Consider the following 20,427-nt stretch of genomic DNA (forward strand, 5'->3'; position numbering starts at 1 on the left):
GCTCGGTCAGCGGTGAGGCATGCGAGAAAAACGATTAAAAATTGGGTATCTGGCTATAAAGTTCTTACGTAAAAACTGAGTATTATAAGCACCAGTTGCACCACCAGTTGCACCACCAGCAGCGTCGTCTACATTCTCAGCTACCTCCTGCACTACCCCCAGTGGTGATACATTAACCGCTTTGCTGCCAGAGAAAGCCAACTTGCCCACACTGTATGTCACTCGTGCAATTGCCGTGGAGGCAGCTGCTATACCCAGAATCATTGCCGCCGTTCCCGCAGCCTCATCGTTGTTGATGACTGAAACTGCCTGCGCTGCGGTACCGCCAAGGGACAGCCCTGCAAAGAGGGTGTTCATGAGCGCTGCTTTAATGGAGGTAGCTGCAACCTTGACCAGTACTTTTTGCAGGAAGCTGGCGGTACCTGCTCTGACGGCCAGGGTAGCAGCGCTCATCCCGGCTTTCGCGGCAGCGCCGAGTGCCCCTACCGCAGCCAGTGACGCACCTGCGGTAAAAACTGCTGCGACGGTAAGCACTACCCCAAGGCCCAACATGATCCAGTTCAATGTGCCGCCACCAGGCTTCCTGCGCCCCAGCCAGTTCGGGTCATCTTCGTCAGGGCGCCGCGGTCTGCCACCGTCGCCCGTGGCAGTCAAGCCGCTGGGGTCGCGCAAGGCGATCGGGTTGTTCAGGCAGTAGGTATAGGGGTTCAGTTCACCGGTGTCGAACACGCTACGCGGATCGGGGCTGTTGAAGCGCCTAAGCCCCGGATTATAGGCGCGCACGCCCCGCCCCAGCAGGTACCAGTCACTGCCTTCATCCAGTGCCTCACCGTTGAAGCCCAAGTTGCTGTGGACAGGCACCGTGACGTGCCGCTGACCGTAGGCGCTATAGCGTATGTCGCGAACCGCGCCAGCTTCGCATTCGGCGATGACACTGTGGCTGGAATCGGTTTGCAGCAACAACGTTCTGGCGGGGGCATCGCTTTGCTGGGCCAGTGGTATATCGGCATGGAAGCTAAATCGTGTGTAGTTGCCGTCCTGGATGGCCAGACTCAGCCGGTTCTCGTCGAACCACAGTTGCCTTGGCGAGCCACTGGCTGCCTGGCTGGTCAGTAGTTGCCCTTCACCGTCGTATTGATATTGGCTTTTACCTCTGATTTGCAACAACCGGCTTTCTTCGTCGTACTCCAGCACGCGGCCATGCTGGTCGACCGTCAGGTTACCATTGGCATCATGGAAGAATGTGAAGGTTTCTGGCGTACTGCCGCTCGCGGAGAGCGTCAACGTTTTCAGCAGGAAACGGTCGTCTTTGTTGTATTCATACGTCGCACTCTCACTGGTGCCGTCATCAAAGCGGGTGAAGCAAACACGAATATTGTCAATGCTGTCGTAATCGAATGCCTGTTGGCTGGGGGTGCGGCCTGCCTCGTCTTTGGGGATCTCGCGGCCGCTGTATTCGACTGTGCTCAGTCGCCCCAGCCGGTCGTAGCGGAATGCTTCCTTGAGCACAACATCATCAGGCCCGGGCCCGTCGCGCAATACGCGGCTTTCGAGCAAATTGTCCTTGCCCCACACCTGAGTCAACGTAGGCAAAGGCCTTGTGTCTAGCTGCTGGGTGCGCTTGATTTCACGCCCGTGGTCGTCGTACTCAAGAGATGTGGTCAGTGTGCTGTTGCTAACTGTGTCGGTGCTGGTTAGTGATATCAGCCTGCCCAGGCCGTTGTAGCCGAAGGATGCCAGCAGGTTGCCTTGGCGTGTTGCGGTGATGAGCCCTTTCTCGTCGTATTCATGGACGGCAGTCATGCCCCCGGCATCTTTGCTCGATGTCAGGCGGTTGTGGAAGGTGCTGACATACTCGGCCGTGCGCGGCACATCGCCTGCCGTTTCGAGGGTTTCGCCGGTCAACTGATCATGCGCATTGTAGTGATAGACCCGTTTGCCGTTGGCACCGCGCGACTCCTTCATCCTCGCTGTGATCGGGTCATAGATGTACTCGTCGCCTTCTTCGTCAGCATTCACGCGCATATGGGTAGGAAGAGGGGAGAGCGCCAGGTCGTACTCGTAGCTGATGGTATCGCGTGCGCCGGTGATCATGGCCGCTGGTTTCGATTGGCCGGGTTTGTACCGCAACTCCTCGGTGCGCTTGCCAATGGTGCGCGAAGTCACCTTGCCTACCCCGTTATAGCACTGGCTGCCCACCTCGAAGGGAGGGTCGGACTCGCGGTTGGAAAAGGCGGTGATACTGGTCGACCATTCGGCGTCCGTGTGGTGGGCATAACGATGCTCGATACGCGTTTCGGTTGGCCGCGTGCTGGCACTCAAGCGGCCGAACGGGTCGTATTCGAATGTTGTCTCATACTGGCGTTCATCGATTTTGCTCACGCATCGGCCAAGGCCGTCGTAGTGCATCACCTGTTCCGCCTCGATCATATCGTCAGGGCTCAGGCGTTCTATCCGTACCTCCTTCTCGAACGCATTGCTCCAGGTCCTGACCTTCTCGCTTTTCTCCGTTTGCTGCGCCACCTGCAACCATGTGGTCTTGCACACGTTCCTGTTTTGATCTTCCACGGTGGGGTCGAAAAGCGTGTGTTCCTGAACGTTGTCGTGGCGGATCACCACACTGCGCCCTTCCCAGTTGTCGTACAGGTATCGCTGGGCCAGGAACGGCACGTCGGCAGGGAAGGGTTTGCCCTCCAGCCAGTCGTACTGCCTGTCTTCAATTTCGCGTCCCCAGGCGTCGTGCACCAGTTCCTGGACCTGGAACAAAGCGTTGGGCCTTGTCGGGTCTATATGGCTCGCCAGCACCTGGTGCACGCGGCCCAAACCATCGAACCGCGTTTCAGTGATCACGGATGTAGGTGAGGTATAGCGCTGGCTCGCCTGCTCACCCTCTTCGGCACAAAGCGCATACTCATTACTGCGCACGGCTTCGCTGGCGCCACCCCCTGCCACGACTTCAAAGATCTTGCGGTGCAGTTTGTCGGTGACGATGCGTCTCTCTACCCTGTCCTCGTCGGTGCTCAGCACCAGTTCGCCAGAGAACAGTGAGTGCCCTTCGCTGGTCTGCATGCTGGCCTGGTCATGCCCCACGGTGTCATGCACCGTTTTCAGCACGGTAATTGGAGCCAAATCATGCAAACGCTCGTCGCGCATCTTGTCCCAATCGAGCGTCTCGAACTGGTAGGCATAGTCAACAGTGCTTTCCAGCATTTCAGGCTGGCCCGGCTCGCCAAAGGCGGGGTTCGGGAAGCCCGTGGTGCGTTTTTGCAGGCGACCATGTTGCAATGGCTCTGCCTGTTGCACTTCTTCATTTTCCTGCTCGTGATAGTCATAGGCCGTGACTTTCAGTGTGCGATCGTTGTGGCTCAGTGTTTCGCTATGAAGGGCACACCAGCTTTCCTGCCCGGTCGCTTCGCTGCTGCTGGCCAGTACTTTGATTTGATTGTACGTATGCGTCGTGACCAGTGTTGGGGCGTTTCCACCGTGCCCAGCCGCCGGTGTCACGGTTTTCGTGTGTAGGTCGCACACAAAGTTTTCAGCATTGCCTGGGTAACCCGCATCCCCATTCCGGTACCAACGGTTTGTCTCCACGACGCCGGTCGCTGCTTGCTGCATCAACACATTTCCGTGATCGTCGTACTCGGCCCTGATGGTTTCCACGTGTTGACGGCCGCTATCGCGCAGCCGCCAACGGGTTTCGATCTTGATCGGGTACTGACAGGCGTTCACTTGCTCCTCGAAGCGCCCGGGCTTCAGGTTATACGTCGTGATTTTCTCTTCAATGAAATTGCCGATGACTTCAGTGTTGTCGGCGTTCAGCTTGGTGCCCCGATACACAGCTTCACGGGTGTTCAGGTGAAACTTGTTGAACTCTCGGACGGTGCTGCGTACGGGCCTTTCATCCACCCAGAGTGTCTCTGTGGTGGCATAGTCATAGTCGATATCCTTGCGGAACAGGTTGTCCAGGCCATCGTCTATCCACTCCAGTGGTGCATTGCCACCCAGGAAGTTGTGACCGTTGCTGGAATAGGTGTAACGCGTGTCGATCGGGGGTTGCTTATTGCCTGGGTGCTGCACATGCCGGGTTACTCGAGGCAGCGGGTCCAGGCCCGAACCGATCGGGAACTCGTGGCCGTAATCATCGTATTTCAGTTCTTCGAAACCGCCCGCAGGGGTGTACACCGTGCTGATGCAATCGACATTCCTGACGCGGATATAGGAAAAACGCCAGCTCGCCTGGTTGTCGGTGGGCAATTCGATGCGGGTTACCCGGTTGTCGGTGCCCAACACCATGGTATAGGTGGCGTTTCCCGTGTCAGTTGGCATCCTCAACTGCACATCTCTGTTGCGAACGGCCTCCAGCAGCGTGACGCCGCGCATGTCGGTGATCTTGGTCAACATCGGGAAGCCGTTATGGGTGCCGTATTCCAGGTTCAGCCAATGCCCCTGGCGGCTGAAGATGCGGGTCGGCACCGCCCTGCCATTCGCGCTTGAACCTTTTCGCTCGAGCACTTCCACCATGCCGGAGCGGTGCACCACCCGCCAGCGGTCTTCAGCGTCCTCGTAAAGGTGGAACGTGTCGATCTTTTTCTCCGACATCGTCAACTGGTTGGTAGTGCCAACACGGCCGTCGGCTTTGAACGTTTCGCCATTGGCCAGAGAAATGATCCTGCGTTTCTGGGCAGGGTCGAACTCGGTGGTGGGCAGGCTCCAGCCCCTGCCAAAGCCGCGGTCCTGCGTGTTCAGTTGGCTGTAGCGTAGGTTCAATTCGATTTCAGGCGCCAACAGGTCACTGCCGTAAAACGCGGACAGGGCGATTTGAAAGGAATAAAGGCCCGTTCGCGAGTCAACACCGCTCTGCATGTGATTGAAAAAATTGAAAGCATTGGAATTGATACTGGATTCGGTGGCCATGATGAAGAGCGCTCCGGGTGAGAGGTACGGGATGCATAAGCACGGACACTAGCAAACGGCATAACCGTTGCCACCTGTTAAAAGTGCTAGTTTCGGCAAGTCAGGCCAAGGTGTAAAAAATCCCCATCGAGATCAGCAGTTAAAACCAGTGCTGATCAAAGCAATTAATACGGTGGGGATTAGTGAATGAAACTTCGCAAGCGGCATGGCGAGCAATCAGAGGGCTTATTGGCTTCAACTGCGGCGCTGCCGCGCCCCGAGATTCCGTTATTGAAGGGTGATTCGCTGAGCCTTGAAGACTTAGGGGCTGAAGCGCTGAAAACGTACATCAAGTACCCAGGAATAGACCTGGGGCATTTCGTCGCTCCGCGCTTTTTCGGGTGTGGCGCACTGGGGGAAATTCACGACCGTGACCCAAACCCGCTACCTGTGACTGATCTGGAGCCTGATGGCAGTTTCTTGATTGAAATAGATAATGGCCTGCTGCAAGGCCTGAACAAGGGCTATGCGTTCTATTCATACGCGCGAACCGATATTCGGGGTAACGTCATACCAGGCCCTGCCCTGGAAGAGTCATCCAGCCGGCTGTTTTTTTACATCAACAAGCAAGTTGAGCCTGCTCTGATGTTGCCGCCGCCGCACTTCATGGACAGTGACGGTCTTGTAATTGACCTCGCACGCTTGAAGGGGGATGGCCGTGTTGTGACCACCCATTATCCCTTCATGACAGCGGGTGATAACGTTGTGCTTTCATGGCGCGACGAATTAGGTAATTCCGAAGAATACACCAAAGAGTTGGCTGAGGGTTCTGATGAGCCATTGCTTTGGGTAATTGACGAAATCAAGTTTTTAATAGCCGGTGGGTGGTGCGAGCTGAGCTATACCGTCAACTATAAAGACGGTGGAAAAAGCCAGTCTCCGGTCCAGCGCTTCACCATCAAGCAAAACGCGGGGCAGTCGCCAAGTTTGCCCCCCCCGGTAATACCGGGGCACAGTGACGACTGGCTTGACCCGGCCAAGTATGGGGACGGCTTACCGGTTGAAGTGGATGATTACGGCATTCGACACGGTGATGAACTGCTGCTTACGGCTGTGAGCAAGAAGGTTAGCCGACACATGCTGCGTATAGACCGTTCAATTCTGGACAGCAAGCGTTTGCGTTTTCTTGTGCCGGCGCAATGGTTGCAAGAACACATCGGTGAAGCGGTAAAGCTGACTTGGCAATGGGCCAGGGTGGGCGGGGCGGCCGACTCCACACCCTTGGACCTTATCTTGAAGAAGCCGTTGGTTCTTAAACCACCGTTCAACCCGGATGCTACACAGCAAGAACCTGATCCGGCGAGGAAGTTGATCCAGAGATGGTTTCATTCGCTTACATCAGCCCGAGTCTTTTGACGTTGGGGACAAAAATCCGGGTGCCGCAGGAGTCGGAGACCAATGATGGCAAGATAACCATGTACTGGGAGGGGTTTGGTACTACAGGTAAGTACCAAACCGATACACCGACCATAGGTAATCCCTGGGAGTTCCAGATTCCCCGTGCTGTGGTACCTGCCAATTTTGGCAAGCGGGTCAAAGTGTTTTATACCGTTAAAGATGCTGATGATGGCGAGCAGCGCTCACCTGCCTATGGCTTGAAAATTCAACCACTGACATCCGATGCTTTTCAAGCGGTTCAGTGCCCGGACTTTGCGACCTCGGACATTCCAGTGTCGCAGGTCATCGATAGTGTGACTTTTACTTTGAACAGTAATAGCTGGCATTTCTTCGCGCAGGGCCAGATTGTACGCGTTTATGTTACGGGGAAGTCAAAGCCGGGTGAGCCTTCCTTGCCAGATGAAGTGATACGCGATGACAAGCCGGTCTCTGCGGATGAATGGAAAGAGGGGTTGTTGCGAATGAGCCTGAGCAAGGAATATCTGTTGAAGCTCGAGGCGAATACCCCTTTCCATGTGTACGTAAAAGTCAGTTTCGATGAAGGTACAAGCTTTGTCCAAGGCCAGACTGCCGAGTTTAAGGTGGTGCCTTGAGTTCGAGGTCATATGGCAAGTTTTGGTTGCGAAGAGTCGTGATTGATAAGTATCAACGATCTGAGTTTTTATGAGGATAGAACCATGGCTGAATATAACTTTGAGCAACTGTATGCGTGGCTGAAAGAGGAGGAGCGCAGCCTGAACTGGGGAATGATTTCTTTCATGGACAGAGAGAAACTGAATCGTCTGCTGCTGCAGGTTTACATTCGTCGGTTCAAAACAGACTCTTACCTCAAGCCCTTGACCGGAAGTATCGAGAATGGCGCGGACCGGCGTTTTGCACTGAACCAGTTTACCCTGGATTGGCCGCGATTGGGCTTCCTGGGTGGTCACGCCAACGATTCCACCGCGCGCTTGACCACACAGATCATGTCGGGAACACAGTTGGGTCTGCGTAACGCAGCCGGGGAGTGGGAGGTTCGGGAAATACGCGAAACCAGTCCGCTGCTGGGGCCGGAACTTCACCTGAAACTGCTGTTGGCCAACGTGCCCGGTGTGGTGGGTGAAGAGGGGCGCGTGCGACTTGATTTGAAAGAAAGCTCCGATTTTAGCATCAACGTGTCAGACGATCCCGGTGAGCAACGGCTGGTGGGTGAGTGGTTCAAGCAAAAGTTTGACGGGCTGGAGGCCCCAGAACGTGTATTTACGCTTGGCCAGATAGAAGCAGGCGGTGATCCGTTACTGCGCGCCAAATCGTTTGCCTTGCGCACGCAGGCACGCATGCGGGACGCAGACGATGACGAAGGCGCGGTACTGGCCATGGTGCGCTTTGAAGGGGATGAAGAAGGGCACATCCCTGGCAATGATTTTCGCTACCTCCTTCCCAGCGACAGGCCCTATGACGCGACGGTGTTGTTTGGACCCACTCGAATCATGTTGGCGCAGTTGGTGCAGTCCCTGAAAACGATCGTGAGTAACGTCGAGTTTGATCTTCGTCACGACGAAGAGGGCAGGCTGATAGGGGCAGTTGCCAAGAATGGAGAAATGATCATTGAGGAGCAGACTCTAACGCACATGTTCTGGTCAGAGCCCATCCAGGGGATACCCCTGCTGGTGACCTTCATAGCTTACGTGCCGAAAATTGTTCTGAAACTTGGGCAAGAATTCGAGGTTTCGATAAATGGAAATAAGGTGGAAATCAAGTGGAAAATCGAGGGTGTACTAGGCATGATACCAGCTTACTTCAACGATCAAACGAATTTCATAAAGCGGATGCTGGACTCTGGATTCTTTGATTCTTCGGAGTTTTTTAGGTATACCGAGGATGATTTTAGCTACACATTTACAAGCACCTATGAGCTCGAGGATGTGGATGGAGGGCGCTTGAAGTTCGTTTCTCTGGAGGTGCTAGAACACAAGGCTGCAGCGCCTGTGCTCGGAGAAATTAAAGTAATAAAGCGGCCGCCAGTTGACTCGGAGGAAGCGTACTTTTTTGCCTTGCTGGATTTAATGCTTGCTCCGATAATTACCGTAATGTGGGCTTTGTTTCACAATTTCTTTAAGGGAATAGATGTCGAAGTTCCCAGTGTCGAGGGCATCTTGCGTGAGGCTTTCGAGAAAAACTTTAAGTTCACCAGCAACCTGCGGGAATTGGTCGATCAGACCATCAAGCTCAATTTTGGCAATGCCCTCATCGGTCAAGACCAATTCGCGCCACGTGATATCGCTTTCTTTGGCGCTGTCAATCCCACCGTAACCGCGTTCGCCATCGATCCCATGCAACATACCCTGGTGGCGGGAAGCGCGCCCTTGCAGTTCAACACGGTCCCGGCACACCCCGGCCTGATTCGCTGGACGTGCGAGCCTGTACTGGATTCTGTTTCCAACGGGCAGATCGGTTCGATCGATGAACATACCGGCTTGTACACACCGCCGGCTGCCTCGGACTTCGATGGCGACTTTGTACGGCTGCGTGTCAATGCGCGACACATAGACACCGACTTCAGCAGTTCGGCACTGATGACTGTCTTGAGGTCGGGTTTGCACATCAGTCCGCTCCTCTATGTGACACAGGTCAACAGCACGCCCCCCACGGTCAACTTGCGAGCCGGCTACCTGGGTGATGTCACGAACCTGAAGTGGGAGCCGCCTCAATACGGCCAGTTGACCGCCGACGGTAAGACTGCAGTTTATACCCCCCCTGCAGTGATGCCCCCCCTGGATGACTACCCTGACGAGTCTGCCTCTTTCGCGCTCGATAAAATTACGCTGAGTGATTCCACTGATGGGGAGACCGCGCGCGTCGCATTGGTAATCACCGAAGGCAATGCGGGGCTGCCAATGAAAATTACGCGTGAAGTGGATGTTGCGGCTGGAACTGTGCAATTGAAAGCCAAGGTGGGTAACGTTGAATTAACTCCGGATCAAGCCCAATGGAAAGTAGTGTACGGCTCGGGTGTCATCGACCCCATTACCGGTATCTATACCCATGATGCGTCCAGCAGTGATCCATTTGCTGTGATAACAGCAACGCATGATACGGTTTATTACGGAGTTTCCCACCAGTATGTGGTGCAAACTTTGCCCCCGGCGAGGCTGGAGGAGGCTGTGCGCGGCGTAGGTGCTTTCCAACTGCCCAAAGTATAAAGGAAGACTCGTCATGAGCATGAACAAACCGTCATTGCTGGGTGATTGGTTGGTCGATAACCCGGACCTGATGAAATGGGACAGTATTACGGGCGTGTGCCTGACCGCAGGCAATACCGCGCTTCGGCAAACCCATGCCACCCATCTAAGCCAGGGACACGAAATTGCAGGTTTATCTGGCCAGCTTGAAATTGACATGAGCGATATCGTTTACCACTTTGCAGGGTACCAGTTGTCAGGGCCACAAGTGGGTATTAAGCGCGCGAGTTACGAGAGCACCCGGTTGGAAATGGTGGCCAACTTGCATGGTGGAACCCTTGTCATGACCGAAGGCGGCAATAAAGTGCTCAGCCTATCCGAGCATGATGCGCTACAAGGCCTTGAGCTTAAACAACAAGCCAGCGCAGATTTCAAGAATGGCGCATTGGTGCTGGATGTGTCCAAAGGCGAAGACATGCGCCTTGCAGTGAGTGAGTACGACAGCGAACAACTGTTGGCGGGTGCCTGGTTGCGTCAGCAATTGCCAGTAGAGGCCGAAAAACTTGAGTACCCGCTGGTCAAGGGGTTGCAGGGGCAACCGGAGCTTGAATTGAGGGTTGCCCAGCTTGCCACACAGGCGGATGCCCAGGACAAGGGTGACACCTTGGTCGTGTTTGCTTCTTCGCAATATGGCAGTGCGGGGGACTTGCCCAATATCAATGGCGATTTCCCACGTCTGCTGCCAGACCCGCCTGGGCCAGAAGATGCGGTGCAGTTGCTCAGTTCACGTGTGCTACACCGTAATGCCTTCCTCGCTGGTTTCACCCAGCTGTTGGACGGGGGGCGTTTCAGCCACCGCAGTGAAGACGGGCGGCTTGTCGAGGTGGTTGCTGAAGCGGGCACCTTGCAGATACCGCCTACGAATTATGAGTCCCAAGGATATATCTTTGCCGCCAAGCCCTTCCAAATAGGGGCGGCAGGTGGGGTTGCAGCCACTTTCGAGCTGGACCTGATCACCTTGCAGTGGCATGGCGAGGCTACGATTGACTTCAGCTGCCTAGCCAAGGGTGAAGAGGTCCCTTCGGAGTTCAAGGCGGATTTTGCCCTGTCACTGCGACACCGTTTCTATTTGCTACCCAACATTGAAAACGATCAGGGCTTGCTGGAGGGGCAGTTTTTCTCCCCCTGGCCGGAAGCACAGGAAGCCCATGCCCGGCGCGGCCTTCCCGAGGGTGATGAATACGAGGAACTGCGCTTGCAGGCAGGGGACTTTGCGGCCTACGCGGTGAAGCGGGCAATCCTGCTGGCGATTGCGAAAAAACTCAACCCTGCAGCCCCGGAGCAGTGGATGGAAGCGCTGACAATCGGGGGTGGCCATACCATAAAGTTCAACCCTGCCGACCTGGCGTTTCCCGGTGCGCTGTTGGCTTCGGGTTCGCTGAGCCACGATGCTGCGTTTCGCATTCGCGATGACGATGTGAATGTGCTCGCGGGCGGCTTTCATGAATTCATAGTGGATAACCCGCAAAACGAGGCGCTGACCTGGACATTGGAAACCCTCCCTGGCGGGCCTTCCGACCCTGGCAGCTTCGTCGATGGCAAATTCCGGGCACCTCCTGCGCACACCTTGCAGAGGCGCTCGGGGCAAGTGCTGGTGATCGCCTCCAACGCGGCTGGCCAGAGAAGCGTTGCCGTCGTTACGGTGCTGCGCCAGCCACTGACGGTCAACCCCTTCATCACCGTGATGCAAGCCGGCACACAGCGCCTTTTGAATGCAGGGGTGCTGGACGAAGCGTCCCTCGACACCAAACCGCTGAAATGGACGATGGTCAATCCTGACCCTAAGTACAGCGGCGAGAAGGTGGAAGAAGACCAGGGGCGTCGTTGCCGCTACACGGCCAAGGCAGCCGATTCGAACGAAGAACAAACCTATTGGGTGGAATCGTTTGAGGTGGAGCTCGAAGAGCCCGCCGGCAAGCAGGCCGTACATGCGCTGGTCACCCTGCGGCAGCCCATGCTCAGGGTGACGTTGGCCACTGCACCCCAGCGCGATGGCAGCATGCAATTTGAGGCTTATGTAGGTTCGAACAAAGACCCGGTGGCCGCACAGTGGCGCCTGGCAGTGGGGACGGGGCAAATCGACCCTGACACCGGCCTGTACGTGCCCGCGCAGAGTGGGCCGCAATCCCCCGGCATTGTGGTGATTGCCTCCCATGAATCAGAGGGGTACGGGCTCTTTGAAGGGCACCTGGTCATGCCCTCGCAGCCCAGCCGCTTTACTGGCTTGTGCCAACAGATGCTGGCATCGAAGACGCGCTCGGTATGACCCACTCGCGTTCACTGACAGGAGAATGACATGTCAAACCCCATTTCCTATGTGTTGCAGCGGATGGACAAGCACAACATCACAGAAGGTTGGGGTGCCGTTGCGGCGTTCAGCCGCGCGCGCCTTAACGACGTGCTGCTCGAGCAATACAAACAGCGTTTTAGTGCGTTGAGTTTCGTTCCGCTGTTCAATGCAGATGTCGACCATGAAGACCATATCCGCACACGAAGTGTGTTGCGCAAGATCGAATTTGGCCCGCCGCTGCTTTCATTTGCCAATGCGTCGCTGGAGAACTCCACAGCACAGCTGACCTTCCCTATCCTGGCCGGGGTCTACAGGCGTCAATCGCCATTGGCAGAGAACCTGCAGACGCGCTTCATCATCGATGCGTCCATGGGTTATTCGCTGGTGATGAACGTCGACCTCAAGCTGGTGACCGGCGAGATCGACCGGCGCGGGAGGGTCTCGCTAGACCTGGCGGAGGCGTCCAGTTTCAGCTGCAACCTGGGGGGTGAAGACGAGCACCTCAATGGCCTGATCACTGCCGCCATGCAGGATTGGTTCAAACGGTTACCCGCGCACCAAGGCCAGTTCGAACTGGGCATGATTGACTTCTCAGGCTACTCGGCTTTGTCGCCCGTCAACTTCACTATCCTGACTCAGCCGGCGCCAGGCGCCAACGTCTTGGGGGCGGACAATTATGGCGACGGTGCGGTACTCACCTTCATTCAGTTGCGGGCAAATACGCAGCCAGGCCAGATACCAAAGTTGTTTCCCTACCTGATTCCCGATGACCTGGACGAAGACGGAAGCGAGCTTTATTCGGCAACCATCGTTGTGGACAAAGCCCTGCTAGGCCATGTGCGTGACGACAACCTGGATGTTCTGGCATCGATACTGTTCGGGACGTTGCACAAGTTCGAGGAGCGCGAACGGCATACCCCGCACGACCTCGCAGTATTTGGCAATATTGTCGCTGTACCCCCGTTATATACCATCGACTCGCCCACCACTACCGTGCCTGCGGGCGGATCAGTCAAGTTTACCCTGCGCGATCAGGCTGGGGAGGAGGTGCAAGCCAGCCAATGGTATGCCCGCAGCCGCCAGAGCCATTTGGCGGTGGGCGATGGTGAAATCGGCCCTGATGGTTTCTACCAGGCTGTTGGGCTTGAGGATATTGGCCATCACAGCCTGACAATCTTGATTACAGCCGAGCTTGATTCTGACGATGGTAAGAAAACGCATCGCGTGACCACCCAACTGATCGTGCAGTTCGAGCAGGTGCAGATCGCGCCGCGGGTGGGTGTGTTTGCAGCGCGCACGCCGATTGCACTGAGCGCGGCCATGCCGGGGGGCAATATCGAGTGGTCGCTGCTCGGAGAGCCGCGCGGTCAGCTTGCGCAGACCAACGGCCACCGAAATTCCTATACCGCCGAAAAGGCCGCCAGCCGGCGCCAGCTGACTGTCCAGCAAGTGCAAGCCACAGGCAGCCAGCAGCGTATGTCGACACTGGTCATGCTCAATGGTTTGCAATCGATGGTCATCGACCCTGTACGTGCAACCGGCCTGAAGCCAGGTGAGGTCGTGCCGCTGATAGAGCGAGACCCGGAATTACTGCCAGACGCACGTCGGCGCTGGAAACTGATCGGCCCGGGTACCCTGGATGGCGAAGGTAACTATATCGCCCCTTCAGGTGAAGAACAGGGCGCCAGTGTCGTGACCTGCGAGTTGGTGGAGAATGGCGTGGTGCTGGCGTCAGGCTACAGCTTGCTCGAATTTGGCGAAGCGCAATTGGTGGAAGAAGGCTCCTGGGTCAGGTTGACGAGCTATACCATCACCGTACCGGGAGGGACCGAGCAAGGTGCCAAGGGCGAACTGCTGAGGAACGGGTTCCAGTCTTTACGGCTGCAGGTAGTTATCGAAACCGAGCCTGTGGATGGCCAATACTACAAATTGACTGAAGACGAACGCGCCACCATCGGCTTGACCATCAAGCAAGATAAACAGGAAGTGGCTTCGCTGCCTGATCACAACAACCCCAGTGGCGGCTTGGATGCAGCTGACAAGAGGGAATGGGGTACCCGTCGCGTGGCTAACCGTTTTGATTTGGTGTATTCGCAATTGGCCGAGGCACTTCCTGCCAGAAACGAAGAGACGACAACCCGGCAGGATCTCTACCTTCATACCAAGGCGAGGGCGGGGCAGGCCACCACCTTCTACAGCATGTTCATGGCCGACACGGGGGGGACCTATAAATCCGATGATAACAGCGGCAGCGTGGGGGCCACGATTGAAGTAACGCCAAAATTACCTCCTGACTTCGGGGAACAACACTATTCTTGGACGCGCGTGCGCGTAGAAGGCAGTACGGGTCTCCCTAACGAACCCGGTGACCCGGCGTTCGATTATAATTTGGTTACGCAGGATTACTGGATACTCAAGTTGATTAACAGCCGCTTCGAAACCATCGAGTTTCTGGCGCGTAACGAATCAGACCCCCATATCAGCACTTCCATGATTCGTTGGGAGTCCCAAAACAAAAACGAGGTAATGTTAAGTTTTACCGGTTCTATCTTCCGGGACAGCGAAGCCAAGGACGCCGATAAATGGAAGTCGGGGGTGCCTAATAGCGTCCCGATCGACTTTGATGAGAACTTGTCAAAGCTCATGTCCGGCCGAGAGGAACTGAAAAGCACGGTATTTGACGATGCTTTTGAACAGGGCACTTTGGTAATCACTAATCATCGGGTGATGGATTTCCTCTACGTCGGGGGAGAGAACGCTACGCGTGATCAGCTTTCGAGATCCATAGTGGTTTTGCTACGGGATCGACAGGGTAATGCCCATTATCGGCGCTTCGCCTACAGAGGCGCCACTACGCTCGGTCATCGAAACTACATCGAACATACTTTGTTCACACCAGTTTAAGCGGATGGGCCACCTGTTGCGCGGGCGGCCTGTTCAATATATAGAAAGGAGTGAAATCATGAGATTCTGCCAGTCTGCGTGGCGTGTCGTTATGCTCTCAGCTTTGCTTTCAGTGGCCGCAGGTGTTTATGCACTTGACAAGCCTTCTGAGACGAAAGGCACGGCACAACTGTATTTAGCGGGAGGTAAGGATGAGCCTGATTCTGGAAATACCTGCTCAATCGAAATCAAACCGGATGGACCTCATGAATATGATTTTCCGGATGAGGGTTGTAAAAACGACGATATGTATTGGTATCGAATCGAGAACGCCCCGTCGGGTACATTGATTACACTGTACTCCGAGGCTGATTGCCGCAATGAAAAGTCGTGGTGGTTCAAAATTAGAACATATATACAGCCGACAACGACCACATGGCGAAAGATTGCAGATTTGGCGCCGGCCCCAGTAAATTCTATTATTACGGCCGGTATTCTTCTTGATTTAAAGAAGTATGAAGATGATCAACAAGTGGGCGGTAAACTCTCTTGCGTCAAAATCGACCTCTAATCCCGAGCTACTCCAAGGAGAACGATGATGTCCGATGAACGTTCGGTGCATTCCAACGCCTTCAATTTCATGAGCCACTTGACGGGCGGCGTCGATTCACGCACAGGCTTGTACACTTTCACCGCCAAGCTTCGCAGCATTTCGGGCAACGACCAGTCGGGGCCCGAGTTTGACGTGACGTTGCGCTATAGCCCGCTCAGTCTTGCCGACAGTGGTTTTGGTACAGGCTGGAACCTGCGCACCACCGAATTCGACCCTGCCCAGAACCGCCGGATCATTTCCCTGGCCAATGGCGAAACGTTCAAAGCCGATGGCCGTGCCGGCACTACCAACCAGTTGACGATGTCCGAGAAAAAGATCGACACGTTCCACCTTTATGAGGACGCTGAAGACCGCTGGCGGGTGGTGCACCGCTCCGGCGTGGTGGAAGTGCTCGAGCTAAAAGGTTCGAGCCCGAACGTCAGGGCAGTGCCGACCCGCATCTTCAGTCGCCAGGGCCATTGGCTGAACCTGGAATACGGCACTCATAACGGCTTCCCGATGTTGACCAAGATTACCGACATGCGCAATGACACGTTGTTGGAAGTCGTTCGCAATGACAACGTGCAGTTGACGATGCCAACAGATACGGGTATCGCCACCTATACTCTGGTGCTGGGTACCGGCAACCGGGTGGACCGCATCGAGCTGCCCATCGACAACCCGGAGGGCGGCGCCGGGCTGCGCACTGTAAAACCGCCGAGGTGGCACTTTACGTATAGCCGCATCAGAAATATCGATTGCATCAGCACGGTCTACACCCCTTCGGACGGTAAGGATGAACTCACTTATGGTGATGGCGGCCACCAGTTCCCGATCGGTTCGGGCCTGGACCCGTTGCCTCGGGTAACCCGGCATGTGCAGCACCCAGGCCATGAGCAACCCTCGATCGACACGCGTTATACCTATTCCAGCAACGGTTACAATTTCCTGGGTGGCAATGCACCGCTGACCTGGGTAAACGATGGCCTGGACAATCTGTTCCGCCAGGTCATCGACTATGACTATGCCACCACAGAGACACTCTGGGTTGATGATAAGCCCGTACGCAGCACCGTCCGCGAGTTCAACAAGTTCCACCTGCTTACCAGGGAAACGACCTATGTAGGCGAGGCGCTGAATGCCGACGAAACCGAAGTTATCGGCAACCAGATCAAGGAAGTCCAGACGGGGTATAACCTCAAGCCTGGCGCCCTGTTCAAGGAGCAGCCCAAGTATTGTCAATTGGTCCACAGCATCGATACGTCCTGGTGGTTGAAGGACGACCCGTCCGCCAGGTTCAGGCTGGCGGAAGCCAGCACCTACGACGATCACGGCAACCTGAAGACGCATAGGGCCGTCACTGGTATTGAAGAGACTTACACTTGGTATGAGGCAGAAGAGCCGGGCTTCCCAGGCCATGCAGAAGGCTTCGTTACCTACCTTAAAGAAAAAATCCAGAAGCCGGCAGCCGGCTATCCCGGCAGTGCTCCGGTACGCACCACGCATTACACCTATCAGCAGTTGCCAACGCTGACCAGTGCCCAACCGCATACCCAGCAGCAGGACTGGCTGGAAGTGCAGGTGGAAACCTATACCAGTGGCAATGAAACAAAAGCTACACACCATGCTTTTGAGCAGGCTAAGGATGAAACGGGCAATGAGGCTGATAAACCATTGCAACATGGCCGCCTCAAGAGCCAGCAAACGCGCTACCCGAACCCGAAAAAGGGTGAACCGAACGAACCGGACACGCTCGACACCCTGATGGCGCACACTTACACCTTCGAAACACTCAGCTGGGATGCTGCCAGGGGTCGGGGCCCCTTGGTCAAGGGGACCATGAAAGTGCTGCAGGACAAGCAGCTACTGACCGGCTACGACGGCACCAGCAAGGAAATCAGAGTACAGCGCTCCCTGGCATCGGGAGAAACGGTGCTCAGCCGTGATGAAACCAATACGGAAATCATGACCGTATGGGACGCACTTCTGCGCGTCGAGCGGGAGATCGTCAGCCCGGGCAAGGAAGAAGAGGCATTTAAACGCTACGAATACCAACTGAGCAACGACGAGGGCGTTCAGGCCACCCAGACACAATACGATGTGAAGGGTGTGATGACTGTGGCCTATTTCGATGGTGCTCATCGCACGATCAGGGAAGAACGGGAAGACCCGGACAATGGTCTGCCCAAAGGAAATACCAAACCCATCTACACGGCCCGTTTCGACGCATGGGGCAGGTTGCTGGAAGAGACTGAAATTGACTGGCTCAAGGGCCGTGACCTGCCTTTGAAAAGCCGCTACAAGTACGATGCCTGGGGTGAGCAATTATGTGTCATCGGCCCTGATGGCGTCGGCGAGTTCGCGCAAACCAACCCGATCGGCGATGGAGAAACCGGCCCGATCAAACGCGAGTGGCGGCAGAAGGTGCTGGACGATGAGGGGAACGAACTGGAAAACGGCGCCAAGACCGGGGTCACTGAAACCCAGCTGAACCGCTTTGAGTTGCCTGTGCAGGTTCGACGGTGGGTGAAGGAGAAGCCGACTGATGAACAGGAAACCGTACTCAAGAGCGAAACGCTGACCCAATACGATGGATTGGGTCGCAAACATCAGGAAGAGTCAGGGCTGGGTAACGCGGAGCAAAAGCAGAGAGAAAAATTCACCTACGATGGTTTCGATCGCCTGCTGGCTCATGAACTACGTAAGGATGAGGTTGTTTACAGAACCTTTGCGGCACACACCGACAAGGATTTACCCATCACCATTCGGGTGAATGACCTTGAGCTGCTGGGTGAGCAACACTTCAACGGCCTGGACCTGATGGATTGGTCGAAAACCGGTGGCCGTTTACAGGAATATGAATACAAGACGGGTGAGCTCAAACCCAACAAGGTAAGCACGCCATTGGGTGTTATCGAATACGATTATCGTCCCTACCTCACAGAAGAACCTGTGCTACGAAGACTGGGGGGCAAAGAAGCCAATTATGTATTCGACAAGCAGAACGCACGCCTGGAAAGCTGTGTCGAGGCCCAAGGGCAATCGATTTCGCGCACGTACTACAGCACGGGTGAAGTACGCGTTGAAACGCGTGGTAATTACGACATGGAGTATGGCTACAGCTACAGGGGGCGAATCGAATCGTACCGGGATGTGCTGAACCAGACCCAGATCAATGAATACGATAATGTGGGTCGACTTGATACCACCACGCTGGGAGACCTGTCGAGCCAATTCGCATACGACGAGCTAGGGCGTACAGCGAGCTATGCAACCACCGATGCATCAAGCGAACCGGTCAATACGCTTAAAACGACGTTGGAATATGATGATCTGGAGCGCGAGCGTTCGCGAACGTTCACCTTCAGCCAAGGGCCCGAGCAAGTACTGACCCAGGAATATGACGAATTTGACCGCATCATTGAGCGCGTTCTTGCAGAAGGCCCTGCGACACCGCCCACCGTATTGCGGAAAGAAACGTACAGGTATGATTTGCGCGGTCGGCTGGTCGATTATAACTGCGAGGGCGACCTGTGCCCAATTGACCCTCATGGCAAGAAGATAGCCCGCCAGGTGTTTGGCTTTGACGCGGTGGATAACATTCGTCAGGTGGTGACGCAATATGACGGCGGTGGGCGTAATCTGGCGATCTACCATTTCAAAAACCCTGCGGATCCTGCTCAGCTTTCAGGCATTGAAAACAGAGTCGACGATCTTGAGCCCACCTATACAGAGCTTCATTACGATGAAAATGGCAACCTGACACACGACGAAGCTGGTCGTATTCTGGAATATGATGCGCTCAACCGTCTGATCAAGGTGACAGACCCTGAAAAAGGGGAGTGCCTGTACGGTTATGACCCGCAGAATATTCTGAGTTCGACCGAGAGTGAGGCTTGATACTGCAACCTGAACCTGGATCAATCCGGCGCCCAAGTTCTTAACGGACATTGGGCGCCGTTTTGTCCGCTCGGTTCAACGGTAGCGAAGGGTGAAGTTCAAAGCGCCGAACGCGTCGCCGGCAACGACTGCGCTGGCCTCGTCAGTCTGGTAGAAGCGTGCGCCAAAATTCAGCACGGTGGTGTTTTCCTGGATCGGCTGGAGGTGCTCTTCCCGTTGCAGCGGTAGGGGGGTGCCATCATCTTTCAGCACCTGGATGCCAACCCCTTCCGCCGTGGAGTCAGTGGTGAGCGTGAATACGCCGTCCAGCCCCGGTACGGGGGTCGACCCCTTGGTGGGGTCGAGTTCGATGGTTGCCATGGTCAGTCCCCCCGGGTCTGTCTTGCAGTTGCTCAGGGTAATTGAAAACGGCACGGTCGCTGTTGTGGTGCCTTTGCCGACGAAATGCGATTTGTCCCATGTCTGCAGCTCTACGGGGGTGTCGCTTATCGGGTCGCCGATGAGGGCGCATTGGGTTTGCAACACCTGGGCCTGTAACCGATAGCGCAGTACCAGGCCCAAGCCTGTGGCATCGAAATGCCCGGTGAACAATTCGGTGTCGACCGTATGCTGGCCGGGGGCAATATCCCCCGTTTTGACCAGGGTGACCTCGCTCGTGATACCGCTGAGCTTGAAGCCCCCAAGCTGGTTGTTGGCCTGCATGGTCGACCGCATCGGGATGAAAGGGTTGTGTGGGCCACCCTCTGGCATGAAGAAAGTGGGGACTGCGCCGTTGAAAGGTGCACGTAGCCGGATGCGCGCGCCGACCCCGTCGATGTTGGTTTTCAGGATATAGCCATCGGAGGGCTCACCTTCAACGGGGGGGAGCGGGTCGGGAAATACATCCCTGGCGTTCATGTCGAAACGCCAGAGTACGTCGCCATCGTTGAAGCAGAGCAGTTCCGATCGTGGCATGGACTGGGTATACGAGGACAGGTTGGGTGTGCCGATGGCGCTGCCTGGCTCGGCGTTCGCAGGGACATGCATCACGCCGCTGAGTATGCGGGTTATGGTCATTGGCTGGCTGCCAGTGTTCCAATTGCAGCGGTCGGCGGCGTGGGCTTGATAGCTGCTGAGCAGCGCTATGGGCAGCGCCCAAGGCATGAGGCGTTTCATTCGCGGTTCCTGGTGTTGAGCGGCCGTTCTGGGCA

General features: G+C 55.7%; 9 protein-coding genes. 7 read left to right on the forward strand and 2 right to left on the reverse strand.

All coding sequences use genetic code 11. From position 1 onward, the window contains the following. Window positions 1–6: 6 nt before the first annotated feature. Entirely contained in the window at window positions 7–4,914 is a 4,908-nt protein-coding gene (locus V7787_RS33700) for an RHS repeat domain-containing protein (protein WP_336091714.1), read from the reverse strand. 186 nt (window positions 4,915–5,100) lie between these two features. Here V7787_RS33700 and V7787_RS33705 point away from each other — a divergent pair, with 186 nt between their 5' ends. The 7 genes from V7787_RS33705 to V7787_RS33735 all read left to right on the forward strand — a co-directional run bounded on the left by V7787_RS33705 (window position 5,101) and on the right by V7787_RS33735 (window position 19,237). Further along, entirely contained in the window at window positions 5,101–6,309 is a 1,209-nt protein-coding gene (locus V7787_RS33705) for a hypothetical protein (RefSeq protein WP_336091716.1), read from the forward strand. Beyond that, window positions 6,273–6,944, forward strand: coding sequence for a hypothetical protein (locus V7787_RS33710; protein WP_336091718.1), 672 nt, complete (start codon window positions 6,273–6,275; stop codon window positions 6,942–6,944). Before V7787_RS33705 ends, V7787_RS33710 begins: the two co-directional genes overlap by 37 nt. 84 nt (window positions 6,945–7,028) lie before the next feature. Then, entirely contained in the window at window positions 7,029–9,533 is a 2,505-nt protein-coding gene (locus V7787_RS33715; protein ID WP_336091719.1) for a hypothetical protein, read from the forward strand. A gap of 13 nt (window positions 9,534–9,546) precedes the next feature. Continuing rightward, complete coding sequence (locus V7787_RS33720) at window positions 9,547–11,838, forward strand: hypothetical protein (protein WP_104887217.1); 2,292 nt, start codon at window positions 9,547–9,549, stop codon at window positions 11,836–11,838. 30 nt (window positions 11,839–11,868) lie between these two features. Then, window positions 11,869–14,766 (forward strand): hypothetical protein, encoded by a 2,898-nt coding sequence (locus V7787_RS33725; protein ID WP_104887218.1) that lies wholly within the window; start codon window positions 11,869–11,871, stop codon window positions 14,764–14,766. Between the two features lie 58 nt (window positions 14,767–14,824). Then, the gene (locus V7787_RS33730) at window positions 14,825–15,316 is read left to right on the forward strand and encodes a hypothetical protein (protein WP_104887219.1); all 492 of its coding nucleotides are present in this window, start codon (window positions 14,825–14,827) and stop codon (window positions 15,314–15,316) included. Window positions 15,317–15,343: 27 nt separating this feature from the next. Then, complete coding sequence (locus tag V7787_RS33735) at window positions 15,344–19,237, forward strand: RHS repeat domain-containing protein (RefSeq protein WP_336091722.1); 3,894 nt, start codon at window positions 15,344–15,346, stop codon at window positions 19,235–19,237. A gap of 75 nt (window positions 19,238–19,312) precedes the next feature. On the opposite strand, the gene V7787_RS33740 is transcribed toward V7787_RS33735, so the two are convergent. Beyond that, complete coding sequence (locus tag V7787_RS33740; protein WP_104887221.1) at window positions 19,313–20,392, reverse strand: fimbrial protein; 1,080 nt, start codon at window positions 20,390–20,392, stop codon at window positions 19,313–19,315. Window positions 20,393–20,427 lie beyond the last annotated feature (35 nt).

It is taken from the genome of Pseudomonas sp. CGJS7 (assembly GCF_036961695.1).

Excerpts from the sequence above, each read along its gene's own strand:
- V7787_RS33700 (WP_336091714.1), bottom strand. The coding sequence starts at position 4,914 with ATGGCCACCGAATCCAGTATCAATTCCAATGCTTTCAATTTTTTCAAT.
- V7787_RS33705 (WP_336091716.1), top strand. The coding sequence starts at position 5,101 with ATGAAACTTCGCAAGCGGCATGGCGAGCAATCAGAGGGCTTATTGGCT.
- V7787_RS33710 (WP_336091718.1), top strand. The coding sequence starts at position 6,273 with ATGGTTTCATTCGCTTACATCAGCCCGAGTCTTTTGACGTTGGGGACA.
- V7787_RS33715 (WP_336091719.1), top strand. The coding sequence starts at position 7,029 with ATGGCTGAATATAACTTTGAGCAACTGTATGCGTGGCTGAAAGAGGAG.
- V7787_RS33720 (WP_104887217.1), top strand. The coding sequence starts at position 9,547 with ATGAGCATGAACAAACCGTCATTGCTGGGTGATTGGTTGGTCGATAAC.
- V7787_RS33725 (WP_104887218.1), top strand. The coding sequence starts at position 11,869 with ATGTCAAACCCCATTTCCTATGTGTTGCAGCGGATGGACAAGCACAAC.
- V7787_RS33730 (WP_104887219.1), top strand. The coding sequence starts at position 14,825 with ATGAGATTCTGCCAGTCTGCGTGGCGTGTCGTTATGCTCTCAGCTTTG.
- V7787_RS33735 (WP_336091722.1), top strand. The coding sequence starts at position 15,344 with ATGTCCGATGAACGTTCGGTGCATTCCAACGCCTTCAATTTCATGAGC.
- V7787_RS33740 (WP_104887221.1), bottom strand. The coding sequence starts at position 20,392 with ATGAAACGCCTCATGCCTTGGGCGCTGCCCATAGCGCTGCTCAGCAGC.